22 protein-coding genes are annotated in these 26,168 nt (G+C 53.3%); 11 read left to right on the top strand and 11 right to left on the bottom strand.

Going from position 1 to position 26,168, the window contains the following annotated elements:
• Nucleotides 1-263 precede the first annotated feature (263 nt).
• The 4 genes from cra to leuO all read right to left on the bottom strand — a co-directional run bounded on the left by cra (nucleotide 264) and on the right by leuO (nucleotide 5,017).
• Nucleotides 264-1,268 carry a catabolite repressor/activator gene (gene cra, locus OGY13_RS09445; protein ID WP_003018794.1) on the bottom strand — a complete coding sequence of 335 codons (1,005 nt, stop codon included), beginning with the start codon at nucleotides 1,266-1,268 and terminating at the stop codon, nucleotides 264-266.
• 264 nt (nucleotides 1,269-1,532) lie between these two features.
• The gene (ilvN, locus tag OGY13_RS09450; protein ID WP_003829566.1) at nucleotides 1,533-2,024 is read right to left on the bottom strand and encodes an acetolactate synthase small subunit; all 492 of its coding nucleotides are present in this window, start codon (nucleotides 2,022-2,024) and stop codon (nucleotides 1,533-1,535) included.
• Nucleotides 2,025-2,026: 2 nt separating this feature from the next.
• Nucleotides 2,027-3,751 carry an acetolactate synthase 3 large subunit gene (gene ilvI / locus OGY13_RS09455; RefSeq protein ID WP_020996230.1) on the bottom strand — a complete coding sequence of 575 codons (1,725 nt, stop codon included), beginning with the start codon at nucleotides 3,749-3,751 and terminating at the stop codon, nucleotides 2,027-2,029.
• A 318-nt stretch (nucleotides 3,752-4,069) separates the two neighbouring features.
• Nucleotides 4,070-5,017, bottom strand: a complete 948-nt coding sequence (gene leuO / locus OGY13_RS09460) for a transcriptional regulator LeuO (RefSeq protein WP_208744706.1) — start codon at nucleotides 5,015-5,017, stop codon at nucleotides 4,070-4,072.
• A 654-nt stretch (nucleotides 5,018-5,671) separates the two neighbouring features.
• Between leuO and leuL the strand changes: the two genes are divergently transcribed.
• The 5 genes from leuL to leuD all read left to right on the top strand — a co-directional run bounded on the left by leuL (nucleotide 5,672) and on the right by leuD (nucleotide 10,530).
• Complete coding sequence (leuL, locus tag OGY13_RS09465; RefSeq protein ID WP_048998978.1) at nucleotides 5,672-5,758, top strand: leu operon leader peptide; 87 nt, start codon at nucleotides 5,672-5,674, stop codon at nucleotides 5,756-5,758.
• A 90-nt stretch (nucleotides 5,759-5,848) separates the two neighbouring features.
• The gene (leuA, locus tag OGY13_RS09470; RefSeq protein WP_008786191.1) at nucleotides 5,849-7,420 is read left to right on the top strand and encodes a 2-isopropylmalate synthase; all 1,572 of its coding nucleotides are present in this window, start codon (nucleotides 5,849-5,851) and stop codon (nucleotides 7,418-7,420) included.
• The gene (gene leuB, locus OGY13_RS09475; RefSeq protein WP_213753081.1) at nucleotides 7,420-8,511 is read left to right on the top strand and encodes a 3-isopropylmalate dehydrogenase; all 1,092 of its coding nucleotides are present in this window, start codon (nucleotides 7,420-7,422) and stop codon (nucleotides 8,509-8,511) included. The genes leuA and leuB overlap by 1 nt, the downstream gene beginning before the upstream one ends.
• A gap of 2 nt (nucleotides 8,512-8,513) precedes the next feature.
• Nucleotides 8,514-9,914: a 3-isopropylmalate dehydratase large subunit gene (gene leuC / locus OGY13_RS09480; RefSeq protein WP_032942358.1), complete on the top strand. Its 1,401-nt coding sequence runs from the start codon at nucleotides 8,514-8,516 to the stop codon at nucleotides 9,912-9,914.
• Nucleotides 9,915-9,924: 10 nt separating this feature from the next.
• Nucleotides 9,925-10,530: a 3-isopropylmalate dehydratase small subunit gene (gene leuD / locus OGY13_RS09485; protein WP_003829572.1), complete on the top strand. Its 606-nt coding sequence runs from the start codon at nucleotides 9,925-9,927 to the stop codon at nucleotides 10,528-10,530.
• 45 nt (nucleotides 10,531-10,575) lie between these two features.
• Here leuD and idnR read toward each other — a convergent pair whose 3' ends face one another.
• From idnR to sgrT, 5 genes are all read right to left on the bottom strand, one after another.
• A complete protein-coding gene (idnR, locus tag OGY13_RS09490; protein WP_213753080.1) occupies nucleotides 10,576-11,568 on the bottom strand; it encodes a DNA-binding transcriptional regulator IdnR in 993 nt (330 codons plus the stop codon).
• A gap of 82 nt (nucleotides 11,569-11,650) precedes the next feature.
• The gene (locus OGY13_RS09495) at nucleotides 11,651-12,934 is read right to left on the bottom strand and encodes an MFS transporter (RefSeq protein WP_003829574.1); all 1,284 of its coding nucleotides are present in this window, start codon (nucleotides 12,932-12,934) and stop codon (nucleotides 11,651-11,653) included.
• A gap of 58 nt (nucleotides 12,935-12,992) precedes the next feature.
• Nucleotides 12,993-13,757, bottom strand: a complete 765-nt coding sequence (gene idnO, locus OGY13_RS09500; protein ID WP_008786186.1) for a gluconate 5-dehydrogenase — start codon at nucleotides 13,755-13,757, stop codon at nucleotides 12,993-12,995.
• Nucleotides 13,758-14,035: 278 nt separating this feature from the next.
• Nucleotides 14,036-15,214: a sugar efflux transporter gene (locus tag OGY13_RS09505; RefSeq protein ID WP_125362741.1), complete on the bottom strand. Its 1,179-nt coding sequence runs from the start codon at nucleotides 15,212-15,214 to the stop codon at nucleotides 14,036-14,038.
• A 108-nt stretch (nucleotides 15,215-15,322) separates the two neighbouring features.
• On the bottom strand, nucleotides 15,323-15,451 hold the full coding sequence (gene sgrT, locus OGY13_RS09510; RefSeq protein WP_003829577.1) for a glucose uptake inhibitor SgrT: 129 nt from the start codon (nucleotides 15,449-15,451) through the stop codon (nucleotides 15,323-15,325).
• Nucleotides 15,452-15,550: 99 nt separating this feature from the next.
• On the opposite strand from sgrT, the gene sgrR reads away from it, so the two are divergent.
• From sgrR to thiQ, 4 genes are all read left to right on the top strand, one after another.
• Nucleotides 15,551-17,206, top strand: a complete 1,656-nt coding sequence (gene sgrR, locus OGY13_RS09515) for an HTH-type transcriptional regulator SgrR (RefSeq protein ID WP_048214950.1) — start codon at nucleotides 15,551-15,553, stop codon at nucleotides 17,204-17,206.
• A gap of 300 nt (nucleotides 17,207-17,506) precedes the next feature.
• Nucleotides 17,507-18,490 carry a thiamine ABC transporter substrate binding subunit gene (gene thiB / locus OGY13_RS09520; protein ID WP_153753739.1) on the top strand — a complete coding sequence of 328 codons (984 nt, stop codon included), beginning with the start codon at nucleotides 17,507-17,509 and terminating at the stop codon, nucleotides 18,488-18,490.
• On the top strand, nucleotides 18,466-20,076 hold the full coding sequence (gene thiP / locus OGY13_RS09525) for a thiamine/thiamine pyrophosphate ABC transporter permease ThiP (protein WP_213753079.1): 1,611 nt from the start codon (nucleotides 18,466-18,468) through the stop codon (nucleotides 20,074-20,076). The genes thiB and thiP overlap by 25 nt, the downstream gene beginning before the upstream one ends.
• The gene (gene thiQ / locus OGY13_RS09530; protein WP_213753078.1) at nucleotides 20,060-20,758 is read left to right on the top strand and encodes a thiamine ABC transporter ATP-binding protein ThiQ; all 699 of its coding nucleotides are present in this window, start codon (nucleotides 20,060-20,062) and stop codon (nucleotides 20,756-20,758) included. Before thiP ends, thiQ begins: the two co-directional genes overlap by 17 nt.
• A 97-nt stretch (nucleotides 20,759-20,855) precedes the next feature.
• Here the strand turns inward: thiQ and OGY13_RS09535 are convergent, their stop codons facing one another.
• Together OGY13_RS09535 and araC are read right to left on the bottom strand one after the other, a co-directional pair.
• Nucleotides 20,856-21,623 carry a DedA family protein gene (locus OGY13_RS09535; protein WP_003829584.1) on the bottom strand — a complete coding sequence of 256 codons (768 nt, stop codon included), beginning with the start codon at nucleotides 21,621-21,623 and terminating at the stop codon, nucleotides 20,856-20,858.
• Between the two features lie 119 nt (nucleotides 21,624-21,742).
• A complete protein-coding gene (araC, locus tag OGY13_RS09540; protein ID WP_003829586.1) occupies nucleotides 21,743-22,588 on the bottom strand; it encodes an arabinose operon transcriptional regulator AraC in 846 nt (281 codons plus the stop codon).
• A 339-nt stretch (nucleotides 22,589-22,927) separates the two neighbouring features.
• Between araC and araB the strand changes: the two genes are divergently transcribed.
• Together araB and araA are read left to right on the top strand one after the other, a co-directional pair.
• Nucleotides 22,928-24,637: a ribulokinase gene (araB, locus tag OGY13_RS09545; protein ID WP_286637615.1), complete on the top strand. Its 1,710-nt coding sequence runs from the start codon at nucleotides 22,928-22,930 to the stop codon at nucleotides 24,635-24,637.
• Nucleotides 24,638-24,647: 10 nt separating this feature from the next.
• Nucleotides 24,648-26,150 carry an L-arabinose isomerase gene (araA, locus tag OGY13_RS09550; protein ID WP_003829590.1) on the top strand — a complete coding sequence of 501 codons (1,503 nt, stop codon included), beginning with the start codon at nucleotides 24,648-24,650 and terminating at the stop codon, nucleotides 26,148-26,150.
• Nucleotides 26,151-26,168 lie beyond the last annotated feature (18 nt).

Below are 26,168 nucleotides of genomic sequence, written 5' to 3' on the forward strand. Positions count from 1 at the left end.
CACCAGATGGCCGCAATACGAGAGCAAAGTGTTTGTTAATTCGGCAAATCCATACATGCATGTAACAAAATAATACAAGCGTAACGCGTCGTTACGTATCAATAACCCAAAAATGGATAGTTGCATTTTTAATTCGGGGTATTTCAAGAATGAATTTCAGATAATTCTAAAGAATATTCTTAAATATAATGCGGTTATTTCTGAGAATAGAAAAATTGAAGACGTCAGAGGCTTATCCCGCCGACGTCATCAATTGAGGAAACTTAGTTACGGCTGAGAATACCGCGACGGTACAGATTACGCCGTATACGCGTTAAACCTGGTTTTGGTTTACGCGGTTCGTCCAGACTTGCCAGTACAATCTCCAGCACGCGTTCTGCGACATCACGATGGCGCTGTGCCACTGCCAGTACCGGGCACTGCAGGAAGTCGAGCAGTTCGTGATCGCCAAAAGTCGCAATCGCTAAATCAGACGGCAGCTGCCCGTCACGACGCAGGGTCACATCCATCACGCCCTGCAACAGGGCAAACGACGTGGTAAACAACGCCTGAGGCATTGGGTGCGTTTCCAGCCATTTATCAAACAGCTGCGCAGCCGCTTCCCGCTCATAGCTGTTGGCGTACAGGAAATGGACTTCACGCGGATCGTCCTTCCACGCGGTACGAAAACCCTGCTCGCGCAGGAAACTGACGGATAATTCAGGAAGCGCGCCCAGATAGAGGACGGTTTCAGCAGGGAATTTGCGTAACTCCTCTGCCAGCATTTCCGCATCATCCTGATCCGCACCCACAACGCTGGTAAAATGTTCGCGATCCAGTGCACGGTCCAGCGCCACAATCGGGAATGAACTATTTGCCCAGCGTTGGTAGAACGGATGCTCAGGCGGCAAAGAAGTCGACACAATAATGGCATCGACCTGGCGCTGTAAAAGATGCTCAATACAGCGCATTTCGTTATCCGGCTGATCTTCAGAGCAGGCAATCAACAGCTGATACCCACGCTGACGCGCCTGGCGTTCCAGATAGTTTGCGATCCGGGTATAGCTTGTGTTCTCAAGATCCGGGATCACCAGCCCGATAGAACGTGTGCGTCCAGCACGCAGCCCGGCCGCCACGGCATTCGGGTGGTAATTATGCTCACGCACCACCGCCATGACTTTTTCAACCGTTTTGTCGCTTACGCGATATTGCTTTGCTTTGCCATTAATAACGTAGCTTGCAGTCGTTCGCGAAACGCCGGCCAACCGAGCGATTTCATCCAGTTTCACAATTGCCCCTTGCGTAAAATGTACAAACCATAACCTTTTAGATGGCATGGGTTAAACTTCTTAACATCTAAGCGCAGAATAATGACTGCGGCAACCGCTTTTGTCTCTGGTTACTGCTGATTTCGCAAAAAAAAGCGCAGCAGGTAGCATCAGCGAAAGCGGGTTCGTTACCTGCAGGCAGGATAAGGCGTTTATGCCGCTATCCGGCATGACCTCCACGATGAGGCCTGATAGCGCTTTGCTTACCAGGCCTACGGTTGACGATTAGCGCATAATTTTATCGCCACGGGAGAGTCCCACCACACCGGAACGAGCAACTTCCACAATTTTGGCGACTTCACGCAAGGTTGCCAGAAACGCATCCAGCTTGTCGCTGGTGCCCGCCAGTTGTACGGTGTAGATAGACGGCGTCACATCGATGATTTGCCCGCGGAAAATCTCCGTGTTGCGTTTCACCTCCTCCCGGCCATAACCGCTGGCCTGGATTTTCACCAGCATGATTTCTCGTTCAACGTGGGCACCCTGCCCCAGCTCGCTAACGCGCAGAACATCCACCAGTTTGTGGAGCTGCTTTTCGATCTGCTCAAGGACTTTCTCATCCCCTACCGTCTGAATCGTCATCCGCGATAAGGTGGGGTCGTCGGTCGGCGCGACGGTCAGGCTTTCAATGTTGTATCCACGCTGGGCGAAGAGGCCAATCACCCGCGACAATGCACCCGACTCATTTTCCAGCAATACTGATAATATCCGGCGCATAATCAGGTCCTCTCCGTTTTGCTTAGCCACATTTCATCCATCCCGCCCCCACGAATCTGCATCGGGTAGACATGCTCACTGCCGTCGACGGTGACGTCGACAAACACCAGGCGATGGTTACGCACATGCTCCAGCGCTTCACCCAGCTTGCTCTCCAGTTCATCTGGATGATTAATCTGGATACCGATATGCCCATAAGCCTCAGCAAGGCGCACAAAATCGGGCAGCGACTGCATGTAAGACTGGGAGTGACGCCCGGAGTAGATCATGTCCTGCCATTGTTTGACCATGCCGAGATAACGGTTGTTAAGGTTGAGCACCAGCACCGGCAGTTCATACTGCAGCGCCGTCGACAGCTCCTGGATGTTCATCTGAATGCTGCCATCCCCGGTGACGCACACTACCGTTTCATCCGGCAATGCCATTTTCACCCCTAACGCCGCAGGTAAACCGAATCCCATCGTGCCGAGGCCGCCTGAGTTAATCCAGCGACGCGGTTTATCGAACGGATAATAAAGTGCGGCAAACATCTGATGCTGGCCAACGTCAGAGGTCACATACGCTTCCCCTTTCGTCAGACGCCAGATGGTTTCAATCACCGCCTGCGGCTTAATGCTTTCGCTTTGCGTGTCGTATTTCAGACACTGACGGGCGCGCCAGTGCTCAATCTGTTGCCACCAGTCACGGTTATCATCCAGTGGCTGCTGTGATTTCTCTTGCTCCAGCAGTTCGAGCATTTGATCCAGCACCAGACGGGCATCACCCACAATCGGAATATCCGCAGTAACGGTTTTAGAAATAGAGGTCGGATCGATGTCGATATGCAGCACGGTCGCATTCGGACAGTATTTTGCCAGGTTATTCGTCGTTCGATCGTCAAAGCGAACGCCGACAGCAAAGATCACATCGGAATGATGCATGGTCATATTCGCTTCGTAGGTACCGTGCATCCCTAACATGCCCAGCGCCTGACGATGCGTGGCCGGAAACGCGCCCAACCCCATTAGCGAGGATACAACCGGCAGATTCAGCGCTTCAGCAATCTGAGCTAACTGCTCATGGCAAGCAGCATTGACCGCGCCACCGCCCACATAGACAACCGGTTTCTTCGCCGCAACCAGCGTCTGTAGCGCCCGTTTGATCTGTCCTTTGTGCCCCGTCGTAGTCGGATTATACGAGCGCATACTCACCGAGTCCGGCCAGCTATAAGGCAGTTTCTTCGCCGGATTCAGAATATCCTTCGGCAAATCCACCACCACCGGCCCAGGACGACCGCTTGCTGCCAGCCAGAAGGCTTTTTTCAGCACCTGCGGGATATCTTCCGTTTGTTTGACCAGGAAGCTGTGTTTTACCACCGGGCGGGATATACCTACCATGTCGCACTCCTGGAAGGCATCGTAGCCAATCAGCGACGTTGCGACCTGTCCGGAGAGGATCACCAGCGGAATGGAATCCATGTAAGCCGTTGCGATTCCGGTAATCGCGTTGGTCGCCCCCGGTCCGGAGGTAACTAATACGACCCCCACTTCTCCCGTGGCACGCGCCAGGCCATCAGCCATATGTACCGCCGCTTGTTCATGGCGAACCAGCACATGATCAATACCGCCGACCGTATGCAGCGCATCATAAATATCGAGAACGGCCCCCCCGGGATAACCGAATACCTGCTTCACACCCTGATCGATGAGCGATCGGACGACCATCTCGGCTCCAGACAACATCTCCATGGCTTGCCTCACTCTTATAATGAATTACGGTTTAACAACACATTAACCGCTGACGATGACGCATGGCAATTGACTCCGAAGGGGTGTCACTGGAGTAAATAAGAATAAAAAGGAGGAAAGACGCGAATAAACGGAGAATTAAACCAGCATAAGCAATCAGTATGATAAATAATCGCTTAAAAATGGGAACTTACAGCAATTACTCTATTTTTTGACACTTTTGGACAGACGTAAAAAATAGAGTTCAGCATAAAATTTCAGTTATAAAGACAAAAGCAGAATAAACAGGATGTATTGTCCGGTTTACTCTGCCAAGTGCTACTGCTTACAAACGGAGACTAACAGCTCTTCCATCCATTGATGTCCTTTATCCCGGCCCGCGGCTTCATGCCAGGAAAGATAGCATGTGCGGCTGTTCAATTTTAACGGTAAAGGTAAGATCTGTAGTTCTAAAGAATCGGCAAATTCTTCTGCTAACCAACGCGGCGCAATAGAGACCAAATGCGTTTGCGACACAATATTAAGAACGCTAATTAATGCCATGCCCTGATAAGCTACGCAGGATTGTTTATCCGGTGTGTCATACCATGGTTGGCTGAATGATGCGAAGCGATCAAGTGACACCACCGCATGCTGTTCATTATAGACATCGTTTTCCAGTAACGGACCACTAATGCGCGGATGCTTTTTACTTGCGACTAACACCATTTCGTCATTGAATAACGGAATACTGGTAAATTCAGGACGACGGAATTCTTCATAGCTAATAACGAATTCTGTTTCCTGGTAACGTAATTGATGCTCTGTATTTTGATTGAGTGAAGATTTAAATACGACATGAATGTTTGGCGCTACTTGCTCAACCCGATTATAAATCAACGACGTCAGAATATTATCCAATGGGCTGCATACGCAAAGATTGAATACGCGCTCGCTGCTGGCTGGCTCAAAACCCGATCCAGGAAGTTCATTTTGCACTAATTGCAATGCCTGGCGAACAGAACCAAATAGCTGGAAAGCTCTTGCTGTCGGCTGGATACCGCGTCCATAACGAACAAAAAGCTCATCATTAAACATCACTTTCAGGCGCGCGACCGCATTACTGACAGCGGGTTGGGACATCCCCAAAGTATGTGCGGCACGGGTAATGTTTTGTTCTTGCATCACCGCATCAAAGACGGTTAATAAATTAAGATCAACCATGCGAAGCTGTGGCTTCCCCATATCTATAATATTTGTTTTATCTATTATTTTTACTTCTGGCATATTTAACTCCACTGTCACTCTAAACTCCCTTTTCCCAGACGGAGTGAAGAAATAATCTCCGTTAATATGATTTACCATACATATAAGATGAGAAAAAGAAAAAACATTAAAATTAGGAAAACATAAAGGCACAAACCTAAATGAACAAAAGACCAATGCGAGCGCAGTGTGGCAGGTGTCACTGCACGATGATTCATATGTTTAAATTTCAAAAACAATATAACCATAAGCATGGCGAATATACAATCATACGTATCGTGAATACGTATTTAAGTTTTAATTAAATGTTTATATTATTAATACATTAAAAGTTAACATTAATTTATCAATTATGTGGTGTTACACTGTCCATAGCCATTCACGATTACTATAAAAACAGATAAATCATAAAGATATGAAATCCCAAGAGCGACCTTTTCTTCAGTTCGCCGTTACAATAAATGCAAATAATTATGCTCAAATATGTCAAACCATGAAAAGTATGTACAACCATCAACTGATTAATTTTATGTACTCCGAAAAATTCAGCACAATTCGCTTAAGTTTTGCAGAAACTTCTCCCCTTAAGTAAGGCATTTGCTGGGGTGAGGGTTGACATCAGTCTTCATATCCAGTACCACTAAAAGCATATCGCATTCGCCTGGAGCTTAATTGATGACTTACATTGCTCGTTTTAACGGTCTACTACTACTAAACGCATCTTCATTGCGCGGTAGACTGGTGGACGACATTCAGCATTAAGTCAGCTCCAGTTAAGACAAAAACCCGCGCCGTTGCGCGGGTTTTTTTATGCTCGAAGCAAGGCGCCCTAAGTAACCAAGGACCTAAACCATGAGCCAGCAAGTCATTATTTTCGATACCACCTTACGCGATGGTGAACAGGCGTTACAGGCAAGCCTGAGTGTGAAAGAAAAACTGCAGATTGCGCTGGCCCTTGAGCGTATGGGCGTTGACGTGATGGAAGTAGGTTTCCCCGTTTCTTCACCGGGCGACTTTGAGTCAGTTCAGACCATTGCTCGTCAGGTTAAAAACAGCCGCGTTTGCGCCTTAGCACGCTGCGTAGAAAAAGATATCGACGTCGCAGCAGAATCGCTGAAAGTCGCTGAAGCTTTCCGTATTCATACGTTTATCGCCACCTCGCCGATGCACATCGCGACGAAATTACGCAGTACGCTGGATGAGGTCATTGAGCGCGCGGTCTACATGGTTAAGCGTGCGCGTAATTATACCGATGACGTGGAGTTCTCCTGCGAAGATGCAGGCCGTACCCCTATCGCCGATCTGGCTCGCGTGGTTGAAGCTGCCATTAACGCGGGTGCCAAAACCATTAACATCCCCGATACCGTCGGTTACACCATGCCTTTTGAATTTGGGGCAATCATTTCTGGCCTGTATGAACGCGTACCAAATATCGATAAAGCCATCATCTCCGTACACACCCATGATGATTTAGGTTTGGGCGTCGGCAACGCGCTGGCAGCCGTTCACGCCGGAGCGCGTCAAGTGGAAGGCGCGATGAACGGTATCGGCGAACGCGCCGGTAACTGCTCACTGGAAGAAGTGATCATGGCGATCAAAGTGCGTAAAGATATCCTGAATGTACAGACCCGCATCAATCACCAGGAGATCTGGCGTACCAGCCAGTTAGTCAGCCAAATCTGCAACATGCCTATTCCGGCAAACAAAGCCATTGTCGGTAGCGGCGCCTTTGCCCACTCCTCCGGCATCCATCAGGACGGCGTACTGAAAAACCGTGAAAACTACGAAATCATGACGCCTGAATCCATTGGTCTGAACCAGGTACAGCTGAACCTGACCTCCCGTTCCGGACGCGCCGCGGTGAAACACCGTATGGATGAGATGGGATATAAAGAAAATGAATACAGCCTGGACAACCTGTATGACGCATTCCTGAAACTGGCGGATAAAAAAGGTCAGGTATTTGATTACGACCTGGAAGCGCTGGCCTTCATTAATAAACAGCAGGAAGAACCAGAGCATTTCCGTCTGGATTACTTCAGCGTGCAGTCCGGCTCAAACGACATCGCCACCGCCTCCGTCAAGCTGGCCTGCGGTGACGAAGTCAAAGCCGAAGCGGCGAATGGTAACGGTCCGGTCGATGCTATTTATCAGGCCATCAACCGTGTAACTGAGTACAACATCGAACTGGTGAAATACAGCCTGACCGCCAAAGGGCACGGTAAAGATGCGCTGGGTCAGGTGGATATCGTTGCCAACTATAACGGTCGTCGTTTCCACGGCGTCGGTCTGGCGACAGATATCGTCGAATCTTCTGCTAAAGCGATGGTGCATGTGCTGAACAACATCTGGCGCGCCGAAGAAGTCGAAAAAGAATTGCAACGCAAAGCTCAGAACAACGAGAACAACAAGGAAACCGTGTGATGTCGAAGAATTATCATATTGCTGTTTTGCCGGGTGACGGTATTGGCCCGGAAGTAATGGCGCAAGCCCTGAAGGTACTGGACGCAATCCGCAACCGCTTTAATATGTGCATTACCACCAGCCACTACGACGTGGGTGGTGCCGCTATCGATAACCACGGTCAGCCGCTGCCACCTGCAACGGTTGAAGGCTGTGAACAAGCTGACGCCATTCTGTTTGGCTCCGTTGGCGGCCCGAAATGGGAAAACTTACCGCCAAACCAGCAGCCAGAGCGTGGCGCACTGCTGCCATTGCGTAAGCACTTCAAATTATTCAGCAACCTGCGCCCGGCTAAGCTCTACCAGGGGCTGGAAGCGTTTTGCCCTCTGCGCGCAGATATTGCCGCGAACGGTTTCGACATCCTGTGCGTACGCGAACTGACTGGCGGGATTTACTTCGGTCAACCAAAAGGCCGCGAAGGCAGCGGACAACATGAAAAAGCCTTTGATACCGAGGTTTATCACCGTTTCGAGATCGAACGTATTGCGCGTATCGCGTTTGAATCCGCTCGCAAACGTCGCCGTAAAGTTACGTCGATTGATAAAGCTAACGTACTGCAAACGTCTATTCTGTGGCGCGAAATTGTCAATGAAATTGCTAATGAATACCCGGACATTGAACTGGCGCATATGTACATCGACAACGCGACTATGCAATTAATTAAAGATCCATCCCAGTTCGACGTGTTGCTGTGCTCTAACCTGTTTGGTGACATTCTGTCTGATGAGTGCGCCATGATCACCGGTTCAATGGGCATGTTACCGTCCGCCAGCCTGAATGAGCAGGGCTTCGGTTTGTACGAGCCTGCTGGCGGCTCCGCTCCGGACATCGCCGGGAAAAATATTGCCAACCCTATCGCCCAGATCCTGTCGCTGGCGCTGCTGCTGCGCTACAGCCTGGATGCCAATGATGCGGCAACCGCAATTGAGAGCGCCATCAACCGCGCATTAGAAGAAGGCATTCGCACCGGTGACTTAGCCCGTGGCGCTGCCGCAGTCAGTACCGATGAAATGGGCGACATCATTGCCCGTTACGTCGCAGAAGGGGTGTAATCATGGCCAAAACGTTGTACGAAAAATTGTTTGATGCGCACGTCGTCTTTGAGGCGCAAAACGAAACCCCACTGTTGTACATCGACAGGCATCTGGTGCATGAAGTGACCTCTCCGCAGGCGTTTGATGGTCTGCGCGCGCATGGCCGTCAGGTGCGCCAGCCAGGTAAAACCTTTGCCACCATGGATCACAACGTCTCTACCCAGACCAAAGATATCAACGCGTCGGGTGAGATGGCACGCATCCAGATGCAGGAGCTGATTAAGAACTGTAACGAATTTGGCGTCGAGCTGTACGACCTGAACCATCCGTATCAGGGTATCGTTCACGTGATGGGGCCAGAACAAGGCGTGACGTTGCCGGGTATGACCATCGTCTGCGGCGATTCCCACACCGCTACACACGGCGCGTTCGGCGCACTGGCGTTTGGCATTGGCACCTCTGAAGTTGAACACGTTCTGGCGACGCAGACCCTGAAACAGGGGCGCGCCAAAACCATGAAGATTGAAGTCAACGGTAAAGCAGCCGCTGGCATTACCGCCAAAGATATCGTGCTGGCGATTATCGGTAAAACCGGTAGCGCAGGCGGTACCGGACACGTGGTTGAGTTTTGTGGCGAAGCCATCCGTGCATTGAGCATGGAAGGCCGGATGACCCTGTGCAATATGGCCATTGAAATGGGCGCCAAAGCGGGTCTGGTCGCACCGGATGAAACGACCTTTAACTATGTTCAGGGTCGTTTACACGCACCGAAGGGCGAGGATTTTGACCACGCGGTTACATACTGGAAAACCCTGAAAACCGACGACAACGCGACGTTTGATACCGTCGTTACCCTGCAGGCAGAAGAGATCGCTCCGCAGGTCACCTGGGGAACAAACCCGGGTCAGGTCATCTCGGTGAACGATAATATTCCCGACCCGGCGTCATTTGCCGATCCCGTTGAGCGTGCATCAGCTGAAAAAGCGCTGGCGTATATGGGGCTGAAACCGGGTATTCCGTTAACGGAAGTGGCTATCGATAAAGTGTTCATCGGTTCCTGCACCAACTCGCGTATTGAAGATTTACGCGCCGCGGCAGAAATCGCCAAAGGGCGCAAAGTTGCGCCGGGCGTGCAGGCACTGGTGGTGCCGGGTTCTGGTCCGGTGAAAGCGCAGGCGGAAGCAGAAGGTCTGGATAAGATCTTTATCGAAGCCGGTTTTGAATGGCGTTTACCGGGCTGTTCCATGTGCCTGGCGATGAACAATGACCGCCTGAACCCAGGCGAACGCTGCGCATCCACCAGCAACCGTAATTTTGAAGGCCGTCAGGGCCGCGGTGGTCGCACGCATTTAGTCAGCCCGGCCATGGCCGCCGCTGCCGCCGTTACCGGTCATTTTGCCGACATTCGCAGCATCAAATAAGGAAACTACCATGGCAGAGAAATTTACCCAGCATACCGGCCTGGTTGTCCCACTGGATGCCGCCAACGTTGATACCGACGCAATTATCCCTAAACAGTTTTTGCAGAAGGTTACGCGCACCGGTTTTGGCGCCCATCTGTTTAACGACTGGCGTTTCCTGGACGAAAAGGGCCAACAGCCGAATCCTGAGTTCGTTTTAAACTTCCCGGAATATAAAGGGGCATCAATTCTGCTCGCACGGGAAAACTTTGGCTGCGGCTCTTCACGCGAACATGCGCCGTGGGCACTGACCGATTACGGCTTTAAAGTGGTGATCGCACCAAGCTTCGCCGACATCTTCTACGGCAACAGTTTCAATAACCAACTGTTGCCGGTGACCCTGAGCGACGCGCAGGTTGATGAAATGTTCGCGCTGGTGAAAGCCAATCCGGGCATTAAATTTGAAGTGGATCTGGAAGCGCAGGTGGTGAAAGCAGGCGATAAGTCCTACAGCTTTAAAATCGACGACTTCCGCCGCCACTGCATGCTGAACGGTCTGGACAGCATCGGGTTGACGCTGCAGCATGAAGCGGCCATCACCGAGTACGAAGACAAGCAGCCAGCATTTATGCAGTAATCTCTTCCGCTGGTCACCGCACGGTGGCCAGCCCCTTCTCTTCGCCTACAGCGTATCGCCGTAATAGATTTGGTAGCCAAGATTGACGCTGCCCGGCGCATCTTTCCCGTTCAAACGCTTAATCAGAATATCCGCCGCCGTTTTGCCAATCTCAAAGCGTGGCGTAATCACGCTGGCGATTTTTTGCAGCCGCGCACGGCCAATTTCCAGCCCGTGGAAACCGGCAATCGCCATTTTTCTCGGCACATCGTACTGCTGTGCCTGACACTCCAGCAGCGCGCCAACCGCCAGGTCATCGTTGGTACAGAAAATAGCGTCAATATCCGGCTTTTCCGCCATCGCCTGCTGGAACATCTTGCGGCCCAGCGCCACCGACGAAATAGTTTTTGGCGCCAGGTGGTACGCTTCCAGTCCCTGCGCCGCCAGCGCTTTCTCGGTGCCGCGAAAACGGCTAAGGTCTCGGGGGTCATCCATCGAGCCAAAGAAAGCAATGCTGCGTTTACCGCTGTCGATAAAAGCCTGCGTCATTTCAAACGCGGCTTTTTCGTTATCAAACCCAACCTGTATATCAAGATACTGGCCGCTAATATCCATCAGTTCCGCCACCGGTACGCCGCTGGCGCGCACGTACTGGATCATTCGCTCTGTATGCAGCTTTCCCGTGAGGATCAGGCCGTCGATATTGTAAGAGAGCAGGTTCAGCACCTCGCGTTCTTCACGCTCGGCATCATATTCGTAGTTGGCGATCAGCGTCTGGTACTGGCAGGCCGAGGTGACGGATTCAATCCCTGCCAGCACGTCGGCAAAGATCTGATTACGAAACGAGGGGATCAGCACACCAATGGTTTTACTGCGTGCGTTGAGCAGAATTTCCGGGGCACGGTTGGGGATGTAGTTGTTCTCTTCCATCACTTTCGAAATCAATTCGCGGCTGCGTTGCGACACCTGATTCGGGTCACGCAGATAACGGCTGACCGTCATCTTATTCAGCCCGGCCAGATTAGCGATATCCTGTAATGTCATCCGATTGTTTTTCATGAGGTTCTCTACGACCAACAGCCCATTATGCTCGCAGAGAACCTTATCACAGCCGGTTAGCGACTGCACTCCTCGCTCAACCTTAACGCGTAGCCATCTCAGCCGACGGCGACGTGGTTTCATTTTGCGCACGAACGCAGTACATCAGCACCACCGACGCCAGCAGAGCAATCGCCATGAAGGTGTAGGAGACGCCCGGCCCGCCGGTCACGCCGTTGAGGTAACCCACCAGCCACGCGCCGAGGAATGCCCCTAACGCGCCAAAACTGTTGATCATCCCCATCGACACGCCGGAGACGTTGCGCGGCAGCAGTTCGGGGATCAGCGCAAAGAACGGCCCGTAAGGCGCATACATACAGGCAGCGGCCACAACCAGCAGCGCGTAGGAGAGCCAGAAGGACTGGTTGCCCAACAGCCACGAGGCAAAGAACGCGATGGCGGCAATCAACAGCAGCGGCCAGATAAACAGCTTACGGTTCTGGAACTTATCGGACAGCCAGGAGACGGTCAACATCAGGCAGATCGCCGCCAGATACGGTACCGCTGCCAGCCAGCCCACCGCCACGATGTCCATCTGCGCCGCATTTTTGAGGATTGACGGCATCCACATCATGAAGCCATACACCCCGATGCTCCACAGCGCATGCACCGCGCAAAGCATAATGACGCTGCGTGAACGCATCGCTTCACCGTAGTTACGCATCGGTTTGATGTCGCGCTGCTCGCGATCCATCGCCTGCTGTAATGCCTGTTTCTCCTGCTCGCTCAACCAGCCCGCATCCGCCGGTTTGTCGCGTACCAGAATCACCCAGCAGAACGCCCAGATCACCGCCGGGATACCTTCGATAATAAACATTTCGCGCCAGCCCCAGGCTTCAATCAGGTAGCCGGAGACAATCGACATCCACAGCACTGTGACCGGGTTACCGAGAATTAAAAAGGTGTTGGCGCGCGAGCGTTCAGTTTTGGTAAACCAGTTGCTGATATAAATCAGCATCGCGGGCATCACCGCCGCTTCGACGATGCCGAGAATAAAGCGGATCGCCATCAGCGTTGGGATATTGCTGACAAAGCCGGTCGCCGCGGCACAAAGCCCCCAAAGGATCAGGCTGTAAAAAATCATTTTGCGCACGCTATGCTTAACGGCGTACATCGCGCCTGGCACTTGGAAAAAGAAATAGCCCAGGAAGAATAACGCGCCAATTAACGATGCTGTTCCCTGAGTAATCCCTAAGTCATGTTCAATACCGGCGGCAGCGGCAAAGCCGTAATTGGCGCGGTCGAGATAAGCTAAGCTGTAGGTAATAAAAATAATCGGCATTAAATACCACCAGCGACGCGCTGGCAGTTTTGCGAGCATATTCATACTCACTCCTTGGATTATTGTTTTATCGCTCAGGCCGCGCGTTGCGGCCCATTATTGTTCAGACCGCAGCCAGCATGCCGCCGTCCACAAACAGAAGATGCCCATTCACAAAGTCAGAAGCGGGCGCGGCAAGATAAACCGCCGCGCCGATCAGCTCCTCCGGGTTACCCCAGCGAGCGGCGGGCGTGCGCTGGAACAGCCAGGCAGAGAATGCTTCATCGTTGACCAGCGCGGTGGTCATGTCGGTGGCGAAATAGCCGGGAGCAATGCCATTGACCTGAATATTGTATTCCGCCAGTTCCACGCACATGCCACGGGTTAACATTTTGACCGCGCCTTTTGACGCCGCGTATGGAGTAATGGTTTTACGACCTAATTCGCTTTGCATTGAGCAGATATTAATAATCTTCCCGCGGCGGCGTTGCACCATGTAGCGGGAAACCTGCTGCGACACCAGAAAGACCGATTTCTGGTTTACATCAATCACTTTGTCCCATTCAGCCTCCGGGAATTCGGTGAAGGGAAAACGACGCTGAATTCCGGCGTTGTTAATTAAAATATCAATGGCCCCAACTTCCTTTTCAATTTGCGCGATGGCGCGCGCAACCTCTTCCCCGTTGGTGACATCAAATCCATAGCCAACGGCGCGATAGCCTTCGGCAACCAGTTTGTCCGCCGCCGCCTGAGCGCGCTGCTGGGTAATATCGTTAATCACAATCTCAGCACCGTGCGCCGCCAGACCGTTGGCCAGCAGGTTACCAATGCCCTGAGCGGAACCGGTAATCAGCGCGCGTTTACCGGTCAGGTCGAATAGGTTCTTCATAAAAAACTCCTTTTTTAATAACTGTTACGCGTAACTGTATACGCGTAACAGTAGAAAAAAGAAGATCCAGGAAGAGGAAAATGATCGTTATGTGATCAACATTACATTTACGTGCAAGATGAAAAAAAGAGGGATTGGCCTGATAAGCGTAACGCGATCAGGCCGTAAGGACAGGTTGCCGGATGGCGGCGTAAACGCCTTATCCGGCCTACAAAAACGACAAAAGCGAATACGAAATGTCGTCCGGTCGAGCACTGCAACGCCGGGACTGCACCGGACTAAACATCCTTCACCCGACCAGTCATCCACAGCGTCACCACCGAAATCACCGCAATCACCCAATAGACGGCAGAGTGACCGTAGCTTTGCGCAACAGCCCCCTGAATCACCCCTGCCAGAATGACTCCCGTTGAAATACTGTTGGTAAATAATGTGGTCGCTGATCCCGCACGTCCGGGCATCAGATCCTGAAACCACAGCATGCCTATCCCGGCGATAATACCGATAAATACCGCGTTAAACAGTTGCAGCACCAGCAGCGCCGTACGGCTGTGAAAGAAGATCAAACCAAGATAAAACAGCACGCCTGCCGCGACGGCCGCGATCATCATTCGCCGTTTGCCAAAGCGCTTCACGTAATAGCCCGCAAGAATCATCGCCGGAATTTCCAGTCCAGCCGCCGTCCCCATTAGAATCCCGGCCAGCTTGTCCGGCAAGCCCAGTTCGAGGCTTATCCACAGCGGCATATCGATGATGTACATGGTGTTGCAGGTCCACATCAGCGTGGAGGCAATAAACAACATGCGTACATTTTTGTCCTGCCAACCGCCGGTCTGTTCCAGCGGCACGTCTACAGGCTGCTCCACCCGAGCAACTGACGGCAGTATCAGCGCAATCAGCACCAGGCTAATGGCAAAAATCCCTGCGGCAATGGAAAACATCGCCGTAAAGCCGTAATTCAGCGCCAGCATAAAAGCCAGCGGTGGGCCAACTACCCAGGCCAGTGAAAGCTGCGCACGCATCACCGAGCTAAACATCACTACTTCACGCGCGGAGTTATCAGCATATTCCCGCGCCAGCGCAAACAGCTGCGGCATGGCGGTGTTCGCCAGCGAGGCCAGCAGCACACCGCAGGTGATCAGCGTAAGATAGTGACGATTAAAGGCAAACAGCAACGCATTGCCAATTGCCATCAGGCAGCAGAACATGATCAACTTACGTCGATCGCCCTGGCTGTCGGATCGTTTCGCGAGGCCAAGGCTGACGACGATCCCGACAATCGCATTGACGGTGTAAAACAGCCCGACCCAAAATGGCTGCGCCCCGACTTCACGGCTCAGGAACAGACTCAGCGTGGGTGCCTGCAATGCCCCCGCCACGCCCATCATAAAAGCGACCAGCATAAATGCCGCGTAAACGCCGTTGAGGCGCCGTCCCATGGTCATAATCCAGAGCATATCTTTCCTTTTAAGCGCAGCTGAAACGAAAAAAGCCAGCAGATGATACCTGCTGGCGCGGCGATTAACACCAATACTCAGTCACACATGATGTCTGCAATTCTCAATTCAGGAGTCAGATGTCATCTCCCACTGCATCAGCTCTTCGAGCATCTTTAAGCGCTGCGGGGCGCTCGGGCAAGCCAACCAGGACGATTTTTCTGTCGCGGTAAAGTACTTCAACCAGAACTGACGCATAGATGACCCCTTCGTTGTCTCATCGCTTCATCGGAATCTATTATTGGCTTAATATAGGGATTATAAAATTGCTGAGTTTTCCGCAGGAGTTCCCCTTTTATGTCTTCTGGTCGTTTGCAACAACAGTTCATCCGTCTGTGGCAATGCTGTGACGGCAAGACGCAAGACACGACGCTCAACGAGCTGGCGGATCTGCTGAGCTGCTCGCGCCGCCATATGCGTACGCTGCTTAATACTATGCAGGATCGTGGCTGGTTAACGTGGGAAGCTGAAGTTGGACGAGGTAAACGCTCGCGACTGACATTCCTCTATACCGGGCTGGCGCTCCAGCAGCAGCGCGCGGAAGACCTACTGGAACAGGATCGCATCGATCAACTAGTGCAGCTTGTCGGTGACAAAACGGCCGTACGGCAAATGCTGGTCTCCCACTTGGGCCGCAGCTTTCGCCAGGGTCGGCATATCATGCGCGTTCTCTATTATCGCCCGATGCACAACCTGCTCCCCGGTACGGCATTACGCCGCTCCGAAACCCATATCGCCCGCCAAATTTTCAGTGCCTTAATTCGGGTAAATGAGGAAAATGGGGAACTGGAAGCGGACATTGCCCATCACTGGCAGCAAATTTCACCTTTGCATTGGCGATTCTTCCTGCGCCCGGGGATCCATTTTCATCATGGCCGCGAGCTGGAAATGGAAGATGTTATCGCCTCGCTGAGGCGCATTAACGCCCTACCACTGTACTCACACATCACGCAGATCGTCTCTCCCACGGCCTGGACGCTGGATATCCATCTGGCCCAGCCAGATCGCTGGCTTCCCTGGCTATTGGGGCAGGTCCCCGCCATGATCCTGCCGCGAGAATGGGAAACGCTAAACAACTTTTCCAGCCACCCGATTGGTACCGGTCCGTATGCGGTAATGCGCAATACCAATAACCAACTGAAAATTCATGCATTTGATGATTACTTTGGCTACCGTGCGCTGATTGACGAAGTTAACGTTTGGGTATTACCCGACATCGGAGAAGAGCCTGGCGGCGGGTTGACGCTAAAAGGTCCAACAGAGGATGAAAAGGCGATCGAAAGCCGCCTCGAAGAAGGTTGCTACTACCTGTTGTTTGATGCGCGTAGCCACCGTGGCGCGAACCAGGAGGTTCGCGAGTGGGCAAGCCGCGTTCTCTCGCCAACGAATTTAATCTGCCACGCCGATGAACAGTACCAGCGGTTGTGGTTTCCCGCCTACGGTTTACTTCCCCGCTGGCATCACGCCAAACCTGGCCATGGTGAAAAACCCGCCGGGCTGGAAACGCTGACGATCACCTACTATCGCGATCATATCGAACACCGGATTATCGCGCAGATCATGAAAACGTTGCTGGCGCAGCATCAGGTACAGTTGAATATTCAGGAGATCGACTACGATCAATGGCATGCAGGTGAAATCGTCAGCGATATCTGGCTCAACAGCGCCAACTTTACCCTCCCGCTGGACTTCTCACTGTTCGCACATTTGTGCGAAGTCCCTTTGCTGCAAAACTGTATCTCGCGGGACTGGGAAAACGATGCGGCTCGCTGGCGAACGGGCGAAATGAGCCTGGCAGCATGGTGCCAACAGTTGCTCGCCACAAAGGCCATTGTGCCATTAATCCACCACTGGCTGATCATTCAGGGACAGCGCAGTATGCGCGGGCTGCGCATGAATACCCTCGGCTGGTTTGATTTTAAATCGGCGTGGTTTGCGCCGCCGGATCCATAAGAGCCAGCTCTTAATTGCTGCCCGGCAACAAAATCACTACACTAACGCCGTTCTCAACGGGGTGCTAAATAAAAAACATACACAAGATCATTCATGATGCATCAAGGCGGCAAGCGAGTGAGTCCCCAGGAGCATAGATAACTATGTGACTGGGGTGAGCGAGCGCTGCCAACACAGAGGCAGCGTGAATGATGAAGTGTATGGGCTGAGAGATACCCGTCGAACCTGATCCGGATAATGCCGGCGAAGGGATTTGAGGCTTATCTCAAGTCCTTTGCCACCCAACTCTTGAGGTGCAAAGTGTTTAAAAAATGTCTTCCGCTTTTACTGCTGTGCGCAGCGCCTGCTTTCGCTAAACCTGTACTGACCGTCTATACCTACGACTCGTTCGCAGCTGACTGGGGCCCGGGCCCGACAATCAAAAAAGCCTTTGAAGCTGACTGCAACTGCGAGCTAAAACTGGTCGCGCTGGAAGATGGCGTGTCGCTGCTTAACCGCTTGCGCATGGAAGGAAAAAACAGCAAAGCCGACGTCGTACTGGGTCTGGATAACAACCTTCTGGAAGCCGCTACACAAACCAAACTGTTTGCCAAAAGTGGTGTTGCAAACGACGCCGTTAACGTACCCGGCGGCTGGAAAAACGATACCTTCGTTCCGTTTGATTACGGCTATTTCGCCTTCGTTTATGATAAAAACAAGCTGAAGAATCCGCCCAAAAGCCTGAAAGAACTGGTAGAGAGCGACCAAAAATGGCGCGTCATTTATCAGGATCCACGCACCAGCACGCCAGGATTGGGTCTGCTGCTATGGATGCAGAAAGTCTATGGTGATAAAGCGCCAGAGGCGTGGCAGAAACTGGCAGCCAAAACCGTCACCGTCACCAAGGGCTGGAGCGAAGCCTACGGCCTGTTCCTGAAAGGTGAAAGCGATCTGGTGCTCAGCTACACCACCTCTCCGGCCTATCACATCATTGCCGATAAAAAAGACAACTACGCCGCGGCCAACTTTAGCGAAGGCCACTATTTACAGGTGGAAGTCGCCGCCCGTACCGCAGCCAGCAAGCAGCCGGAACTGGCCGAGAAATTCCTGAAGTTTATGGTATCCCCGGCATTCCAGAATGCGATTCCGACCGGCAACTGGATGTATCCCGTGACGCAAGTCGCCCTACCGCCAGGATTCGAGCAACTGAATAAACCGGCCACCGCGCTGGAATTTACGCCGCAGCAGGTTGCGGCTCAACGTCAGGCATGGATTAGCGAATGGCAACGCGCCGTCAGCCGCTAATCCCCGGCTGGCTGGTTCCAGGGCTTACCGCCGCCACGCTGATGGTGGCCGTTGCCCTGGCCGCATTTTTGGCACTGTGGTTTAACGCCCCGCAGGGAGAGTGGCTCTCGCTGTGGCAAGATGACTACCTGTGGCACGTGGTGCGCTTTTCTTTCTGGCAGGCATTTTTATCCGCTGTGCTGTCGGTTGTCCCGGCTATTTTCCTTGCCAGAGCGCTCTATCGTCGTCGTTTTCCAGGGCGTCTGGCGCTGCTGCGTCTGTGCGCGATGACGTTAATCCTGCCAGTGCTGGTCGCGGTATTCGGTATTCTTAGCGTCTACGGTCGCCAGGGTTGGCTGGCCTCGCTCTGGCATACATTCGGGCTGGAGTGGACGTTTTCGCCATACGGTTTGCAGGGCATTCTGCTGGCGCATGTCTTTTTCAATCTGCCGATGGCCAGCCGCCTGCTGTTACAGTCGCTGGAGAATATTCCCGGCGAACAGCGGCAGTTAGCCGCTCAGTTGGGTATGCGTGGCTGGCATTTCTTCCGTTTTGTTGAATGGCCGTGGTTGCGTCGTCAGATCCTGCCCGTCGCGGCACTCATCTTTATGTTGTGCTTCGCCAGCTTCGCCACCGTTCTGTCGCTTGGCGGCGGGCCACAGGCCACCACCATCGAGCTGGCTATCTATCAGGCGCTGAATTTTGATTACGATCCTGCCCGCGCAGCCATGCTGGCGTTGATCCAGATGGTTTGTTGTTTGGCGCTGGTGCTCCTCAGCCAACGTCTGAGCCGCGCGATTGCTCCCGGTGCTACCCTGGTACAAGGCTGGCGCGATCCCGACGATCGCCTGCACAGCCGACTGGTTGACGCAATCCTGATTATTCTTGCCCTGTTGCTGTTATTGCCGCCGTTGCTGGCGGTGATTGTCGATGGCTTAAACCGCCATGTTCTGGATGTACTGATGCAGCCAGTGCTGTGGCAGGCGCTGGGAACCTCGCTGCGCATCGCATTAGCAGCGGGAGCGTTATGCGTCGTGCTCACTATGATGCTGTTATGGAGCAGTCGTGAACTCCGTGCCCGACAGCAGCTGCTGGCAGGTCAGATGCTGGAGTTGAGCGGCATGATGATCCTCGCCATGCCGGGCATCGTGCTGGCAACCGGCTTCTTTCTGCTGCTCAATAACACCATTGGTCTTCCTGAATCTGCCGACGGCATTGTCATTTTTACCAATGCGCTGATGGCGATCCCTTACGCGCTGAAAGTGCTGGAAAACCCAATGCGTGACGTCACTGCGCGCTACAGTATGTTGTGCCAGTCGTTGGGCATTGAGGGATGGTCGCGCCTGAAAGTGGTTGAACTGCGCGCCCTGAAGCGCCCGCTGGCGCAGGCGATGGCGTTTGCCTGCGTCCTGTCGATTGGCGATTTTGGCGTAGTGGCGTTATTTGGTAATGAGGATTTCCGTACCCTGCCATTTTATTTATATCAGCAGATTGGCTCTTATCGCAGTCAGGATGGCGCGGTTACGGCGTTATTACTGCTGATCCTGTGCTTTACGCTGTTTACCGTTATTGAGAAATTGCCGGGTCGAAATGTTAAAACTGATTGATATCACATGGCTTTATCACCATTTGCCTATGCGCTTTACGCTGTCGGTCACGCGCGGTGAGCAAATAGCTGTACTCGGGCCCAGCGGCGCCGGGAAAAGTACGCTGCTGAATCTGATTGCCGGCTTTCTCACGCCTGCCAGCGGTACCATGATGATTGACGGTGAAGATCACACCACCACGCCGCCCTCATGCCGACCCGTATCCATGCTGTTTCAGGAAAACAACCTGTTCAGCCATCTGAGCGTACAGCAAAACATCGGCCTGGGCCTGAATCCGGGATTGAAGCTGAACACATCGCAGCGGGAGAAAATGCACCACATCGCTCAACAAATGGGACTCGACTCTCTGCTGGAACGCCTCCCCGGTGAGCTTTCCGGCGGGCAGCGGCAGCGCGTGGCGCTGGCGCGTTGTCTGGTGCGAGAACAACCTATTTTACTGCTTGATGAACCGTTCTCAGCGCTCGATCCCGCGCTGCGCCAGGAGATGCTAACGCTGGTCGCCGAAGTCTGTCGCGAGAAGCAGCTGACGTTGCTGATGGTTTCTCACAGCGTAGAAGATGCCGCGCGAATTGCGTCCCGCTCGATTGTGGTCGCCGACGGGCGCATCGCGTGGCAGGGCAAAACGGACGATCTGTTAAGCGGCAACGCCAGCGCCTCGGCGCTATTGGGCATTAAAGCATAATGCGTTGCCGGATGACGGCGTGAACGCCTTATCCGGCCTGTAGGTCGCACATTTTGTAGGCCGGATAAGGCGAAGCCGCCATCCGGCAAAGGTATCGTCAGTAACCTACAACCTTACGCAGAATGTCGATATACACCGGCATCAGCGGATGGCGCAGTAACGCCACCAGCGCGACCACGCCGATCCCGAGCGTTAACGGCGCCAGATACAGCAAACGGCTGCGGGGGAAATACGCCGTTAAGCGATCAACAGCCGCTTTGCCACTACGCCATAGCCGCCAGCAAAACCAGCCGCCCACCCAGAGCAACACCGCCGTCGCCAGCAGCAACCATTTAAAATCCCCGCTCTGCATATCAGAAGGGATATCAATTGCCGCTCCCGCCAGGATCCCCGGCAGGAAGTAGAACGGTGGCCACAGCACGCAGCCAATAATATTCGGGACGATAAATTTAGCGACAGGCAGATCCAGCATGCCTGCTACCATCGGCACCAGCGGGCGCGTCGGTCCGACAAACCGCCCCACCAGAATAGTAAACATGCTGTGCTGATGCAGGGCGTGCTCGGTTTTATCCAGCAACGCCTTGTTCTTTTTCATGAATGACCAACGGTGCAATGGCTTTTTAAAGCGCCAGCCCAACCAGAAGGAGATCCAGTCCCCCAACAGGCAGCCGACAATGCCCGCAAGCCAGGCATGCCAGAAGTTCAGTTCGCCGCTGCCAATCAGCGCGCCCAACCCCGCCATCATCACGGTCCCGGGCAGAATCAGACCAACCAGCGCCAGCGACTCCAAAAAAGCCACCAGAAGTACGGCGATCAGAGAGTACAGGGCGGACTGGAGAATAAAGTGTTCCAGCAATGCTTGCATAATGTGTCCGTCAAATTTACGAAGCAGGGATTTTGATAACCCCTCTCAACTTCGTCAAGCCATCAATTGTCTGAATAGATTGCGAGTTATGACAACTTTCAGGATACATCATTCACTTTTTATTCACATCCAGCGCGAAACTCGCTCGGACTGGCACCGGTACATTTTTTGAAAACACGAGAGAAATAGAGCTGGTCGTCAAAACCAACATTGCGACCTACGGTGGCGATAGGCATACGTGTGGTACTCAGCAGTAGCTTTGCCTGGCTGATGCGCTGGTCCTCGCGCCAGCTTAATACGCTGATCCCCAATTGCTGACGGAACAGATGCGACAAACGGGAAGGCGACAGGCAGACGTGCTGCGCGACGCTGGCGATATCAAAATTGCTGTCCGCCAGGTGATCGCTGATGTACTGGCAGGCATCGCGAACGCGGTTGTCCATGGGCGGGTGTAGCGATTCATTGATGGCTTCCATACGTCGGAGCAACAACTGCTCCAGTAAATTAATCGCCAGCAGTTCAGAATAACGACCTTCTCCCTGCCCGGCGTTAATTATTTGCCCAAACAGCTCGTTAAAATGCGGCTGATGTGCTTCATCCGGGCGGAAAAAACCGGTCTGGCCAAAAATGGCCGGCCAGGTCAGCCACTCCTGCCAGTAGGCGCGCGGGCGAAAGTAAACCCACTGGTGATACCACTCGCTGGCATCAGGATGGCGCCCGTAGTGGTGAATTTCTCCGGGTGGAAACAACAGAATATCGCCAGGCCGGCAGACAAACTGCTTGCCCTGATTATTGATAACCCCTTCGCCACGGATGGTGAGATTGAGGATATAACCCTTCATGCCCAGCGGCCTGTCGATAAAAAAATCCAGGTATCCGTTCGCCTCAATGGGGGTTAATCCGGCCACCAAATGCGCGTTAAACGAATAACCTGGCAACAGGGGATCGTTTTGCGTTTCAGCCATAATTTCAATACTCCCTATGTCCTGCCAAGAAACAATTTGTCCATATTACGCCAGACATCATCGCTGTCGCCCCTGCGGGCCGCTGTATTTGCGGCAATGGACCACCAACCCCGCTTGTGAAAAGCTCTTTGTAAAAAACATGTACTACGCCAACGTCAAAATCGGCTAACAAAAGTGTCTATAACTACGGCAGAAATGTCCACATTGATTATTTGCACAGCGTCACACTTTGTGATGCCACAGCATTTTAGTCCATAAGATTAGCGGATCCTGCCTGACGGTTTTTATCGCTACTCACTACTGTTTATCCATACCCGTATTTTTGGATGGAGTAAGACGATGGCGATTGCAATTGGCCTCGATTTTGGTAGTGATTCAGTACGCGCTTTGGCGGTGGAATGTGCCACCGGCGAAGAGATCGCCACCAGCGTTGAGTGGTACCCACGTTGGCAGGAAGGGCAGTATTGCGATGGCCCAAACAACCAGTTTCGCCATCATCCGCGCGACTACATTGAATCCATGGAAGCGGCGCTGAAAACCGTACTGGCCGAACTGAGCGCTGAGCAGCGCGCGGAAGTGGTCGGGATTGGCGTTGACAGTACCGGCTCAACCCCGGCCCCCATCGATGCAGATGGTAATGTACTGGCGCTGCGTCCGGAGTTCGCGGAAAACCCGAATGCGATGTTTGTCCTGTGGAAAGATCACACCTCAGTAGAAGAAGCCGAAGAAATCACCCGCCTGTGCCATACACAGGGCAAGATCGATTACTCCCGCTATATCGGCGGCATTTATTCCAGCGAATGGTTCTGGGCCAAAATCCTGCATGTCACTCGTCAGGACCACGCAGTTGCCGAGGCTGCGGTTTCGTGGATTGAGCTATGCGACTGGGTTCCGGCCCTGCTCTCCAACACCGTACGCCCACAGGATATTCGTCGCGGTCGCTGCAGCGCCGGGCATAAATCTCTGTGGCATGAAAGCTGGGGTGGTCTGCCGCCAGCCAGTTTCTTTGACGAACTCGACCCCATCCTCAACCGCCATCTGCAATACCCAATGTTTACCGATACCTTCACCGCGGATCTGCCGGTTGGCACCCTGTGCGCCGAGTGGGCACAGCGTCTGGGGCTACCGGAGAGTGTGGTGATTGCAGGCGGCGCTTTTGACTGCCATATGGGCGCGGTCGGCGCAGGTGCACAGCCTAACACGCTGGTAAAAGTCATCGGCACGTCAACCTGCGACATTCTGATTGCCGACAAGCAAAGCGTTGGCGAGCGTGCGGTGAAAGGCATTTGCGGCCAGGTTGATGGCAGCGTGGTGCCTAATTTTATTGGCCTCGAAGCTGGTCAGTCTGCATTCGGCGATATCTATGCCTGGTTTAGCCGCGTGCTGAGCTGGCCGCTGGAACAGCTTGCCGCACAGCATCCGGAACTGCAGACCCAGATTAAAGCCAGTCAAAAACAGCTGCTGCCTGCACTCACCGAAGCATGGGCGAAAAATCCATCACTGGAGCATCTGCCGGTCGTGCTCGACTGGTTCAACGGTCGCCGTACACCCAATGCCAACCAGCGTTTGAAAGGGGTGATTACCGATCTGAACCTGGCAACCGACGCGCCAGCGCTGTTCGGTGGTCTGATTGCCGCCACTGCCTTTGGCGCGCGCGCCATTATGGAATGCTTCACCGAACAAGGCATTGCGGTTCACAACGTGATGGCGCTTGGCGGTATCGCGCGCAAGAACCCGGTCATCATGCAGGCCTGCTGTGACGTGCTGAACCGTCCGCTACAAATTGTCGCTTCAGACCAGTGCTGCGCGCTCGGTGCGGCTATCTTCGCCGCCGTTGCCGCGAAAGTACACGCCGATATCTCTGCCGCTCAGCAGCAGATGGCAAGCGCCGTGGAAAACACGCTGCAACCTCGCCCAGAGCAGGCTCAACGTTTTGAACAGCTTTACCGCCGCTATCAGCAGTGGGCAGTAAGCGCTGAACAGCAATACCTTCCGACTGCCGCTCCGGCGCAACAAGCCCCGGTAGACCTGGCAACCCTGACACATTAAGGACACGACAATGACGATTTTTGATAACTATGAAGTGTGGTTTGTGATTGGTAGCCAGCATCTGTATGGCCCTGAAACCCTGCGTCAGGTAACCCAACATGCCGAGCATGTCGTTAACGCACTGAATACTGAAGCCAAACTGCCCTGCAAGCTGGTATTAAAACCGCTGGGCACTTCCCCTGATGAGATTACCGCTATCTGTCGTGACGCGAATTACGACGATCGCTGTGCAGGGATGGTGGTCTGGCTGCATACCTTCTCCCCGGCCAAAATGTGGATTAACGGTCTGACTATCCTCAACAAGCCGCTGATGCAGTTCCACACCCAGTTCAATGCCGCCCTGCCGTGGGACAGCATTGATATGGACTTTATGAACCTGAACCAGACTGCGCACGGCGGTCGTGAGTTCGGCTTCATCGGCGCGCGTATGCGTCAGCAGCATGCCGTGGTCACCGGTCACTGGCAGGATAAACAAGCGCACGAACGCATTGGCTCCTGGATGCGCCAGGCCGTGTCCAAACAAGATACCCGCCACCTGAAAGTCTGCCGTTTTGGCGACAACATGCGTGAAGTTGCGGTCACCGATGGCGATAAAGTCGCTGCGCAGATCAAGTTCGGCTTCTCGGTAAACACCTGGGCCGTGGGCGATCTGGTGCAGGTAGTGAACGCAATTAGCGACGGTGAAATCAACGCGCTAATCGATGAGTACGAAAGCACCTATACCATGACGGCGGCGACGCAAGTCCACGGTGAAAAACGTCAGAATGTCCTGGAAGCGGCCCGTATTGAACTGGGGATGAAGCGCTTCCTGGAACAGGGCGGATTCCACGCCTTCACCACCACATTTGAAGATTTACACGGCCTGAAACAGCTCCCTGGTCTGGCCGTACAGCGTCTGATGCAGCAAGGCTACGGCTTTGCGGGCGAAGGCGACTGGAAAACCGCCGCTCTGCTTCGCATCATGAAGGTGATGTCAACCGGTCTGCAGGGCGGCACCTCATTTATGGAGGATTACACCTACCACTTCGAGAAAGGCAACGATCTGGTGCTCGGCTCGCACATGCTGGAAGTGTGCCCGTCCATCGCGGTGGAAGAGAAACCGATCCTCGACGTACAGCACCTCGGCATTGGTGGTAAAGACGATCCTGCCCGTCTGATCTTCAACACCAAAACCGGCCCGGCAGTGGTTGCCAGCCTGATCGATCTCGGCGATCGCTATCGCCTGCTGGTTAACTGCATCGACACGGTACAAACGCCGCACTCCCTGCCAAAACTGCCTGTCGCTAACGCGCTGTGGAAAGCTCAACCGGATCTGCCAACCGCTTCTGAAGCCTGGATCCTGGCCGGTGGCGCGCACCACACCGTGTTCAGCCACGCGCTGGATCTGAACGACATGCGTCAGTTCGCTGAAATGCACGATATCGAGATCGCGGTGATCGATAACGATACCCGCCTGCCAGCCTTTAAGGACGCGCTGCGCTGGAACGAAGTGTATTACGGCTTCAAACGTTAACAACTGCCGGATGACGGC

Origin of the sequence: Citrobacter sp. Cpo045 (genome assembly GCF_030332875.1) — a bacterium.
Classification (GTDB): Bacteria; Pseudomonadota; Gammaproteobacteria; order Enterobacterales; family Enterobacteriaceae; genus Citrobacter; species Citrobacter portucalensis.

Excerpts from the sequence above, each read along its gene's own strand:
- idnO (WP_008786186.1), bottom strand. The coding sequence starts at position 13,757 with ATGAAGAACCTATTCGACCTGACCGGTAAACGCGCGCTGATTACCGGT.
- leuC (WP_032942358.1), top strand. The coding sequence starts at position 8,514 with ATGGCCAAAACGTTGTACGAAAAATTGTTTGATGCGCACGTCGTCTTT.
- sgrT (WP_003829577.1), bottom strand. The coding sequence starts at position 15,451 with ATGCGTCAGTTCTGGTTGAAGTACTTTACCGCGACAGAAAAATCGTCC.
- OGY13_RS09535 (WP_003829584.1), bottom strand. The coding sequence starts at position 21,623 with ATGCAAGCATTGCTGGAACACTTTATTCTCCAGTCCGCCCTGTACTCT.
- araC (WP_003829586.1), bottom strand. The coding sequence starts at position 22,588 with ATGGCTGAAACGCAAAACGATCCCCTGTTGCCAGGTTATTCGTTTAAC.
- ilvI (WP_020996230.1), bottom strand. The coding sequence starts at position 3,751 with ATGGAGATGTTGTCTGGAGCCGAGATGGTCGTCCGATCGCTCATCGAT.
- ilvN (WP_003829566.1), bottom strand. The coding sequence starts at position 2,024 with ATGCGCCGGATATTATCAGTATTGCTGGAAAATGAGTCGGGTGCATTG.
- leuL (WP_048998978.1), top strand. The coding sequence starts at position 5,672 with ATGACTTACATTGCTCGTTTTAACGGTCTACTACTACTAAACGCATCT.
- thiP (WP_213753079.1), top strand. The coding sequence starts at position 18,466 with ATGGCAACGCGCCGTCAGCCGCTAATCCCCGGCTGGCTGGTTCCAGGG.
- araB (WP_286637615.1), top strand. The coding sequence starts at position 22,928 with ATGGCGATTGCAATTGGCCTCGATTTTGGTAGTGATTCAGTACGCGCT.
- leuA (WP_008786191.1), top strand. The coding sequence starts at position 5,849 with ATGAGCCAGCAAGTCATTATTTTCGATACCACCTTACGCGATGGTGAA.
- sgrR (WP_048214950.1), top strand. The coding sequence starts at position 15,551 with ATGTCTTCTGGTCGTTTGCAACAACAGTTCATCCGTCTGTGGCAATGC.
- thiQ (WP_213753078.1), top strand. The coding sequence starts at position 20,060 with ATGTTAAAACTGATTGATATCACATGGCTTTATCACCATTTGCCTATG.
- leuB (WP_213753081.1), top strand. The coding sequence starts at position 7,420 with ATGTCGAAGAATTATCATATTGCTGTTTTGCCGGGTGACGGTATTGGC.
- leuD (WP_003829572.1), top strand. The coding sequence starts at position 9,925 with ATGGCAGAGAAATTTACCCAGCATACCGGCCTGGTTGTCCCACTGGAT.
- OGY13_RS09495 (WP_003829574.1), bottom strand. The coding sequence starts at position 12,934 with ATGAATATGCTCGCAAAACTGCCAGCGCGTCGCTGGTGGTATTTAATG.
- araA (WP_003829590.1), top strand. The coding sequence starts at position 24,648 with ATGACGATTTTTGATAACTATGAAGTGTGGTTTGTGATTGGTAGCCAG.
- OGY13_RS09505 (WP_125362741.1), bottom strand. The coding sequence starts at position 15,214 with ATGCTCTGGATTATGACCATGGGACGGCGCCTCAACGGCGTTTACGCG.
- idnR (WP_213753080.1), bottom strand. The coding sequence starts at position 11,568 with ATGAAAAACAATCGGATGACATTACAGGATATCGCTAATCTGGCCGGG.
- leuO (WP_208744706.1), bottom strand. The coding sequence starts at position 5,017 with ATGCCAGAAGTAAAAATAATAGATAAAACAAATATTATAGATATGGGG.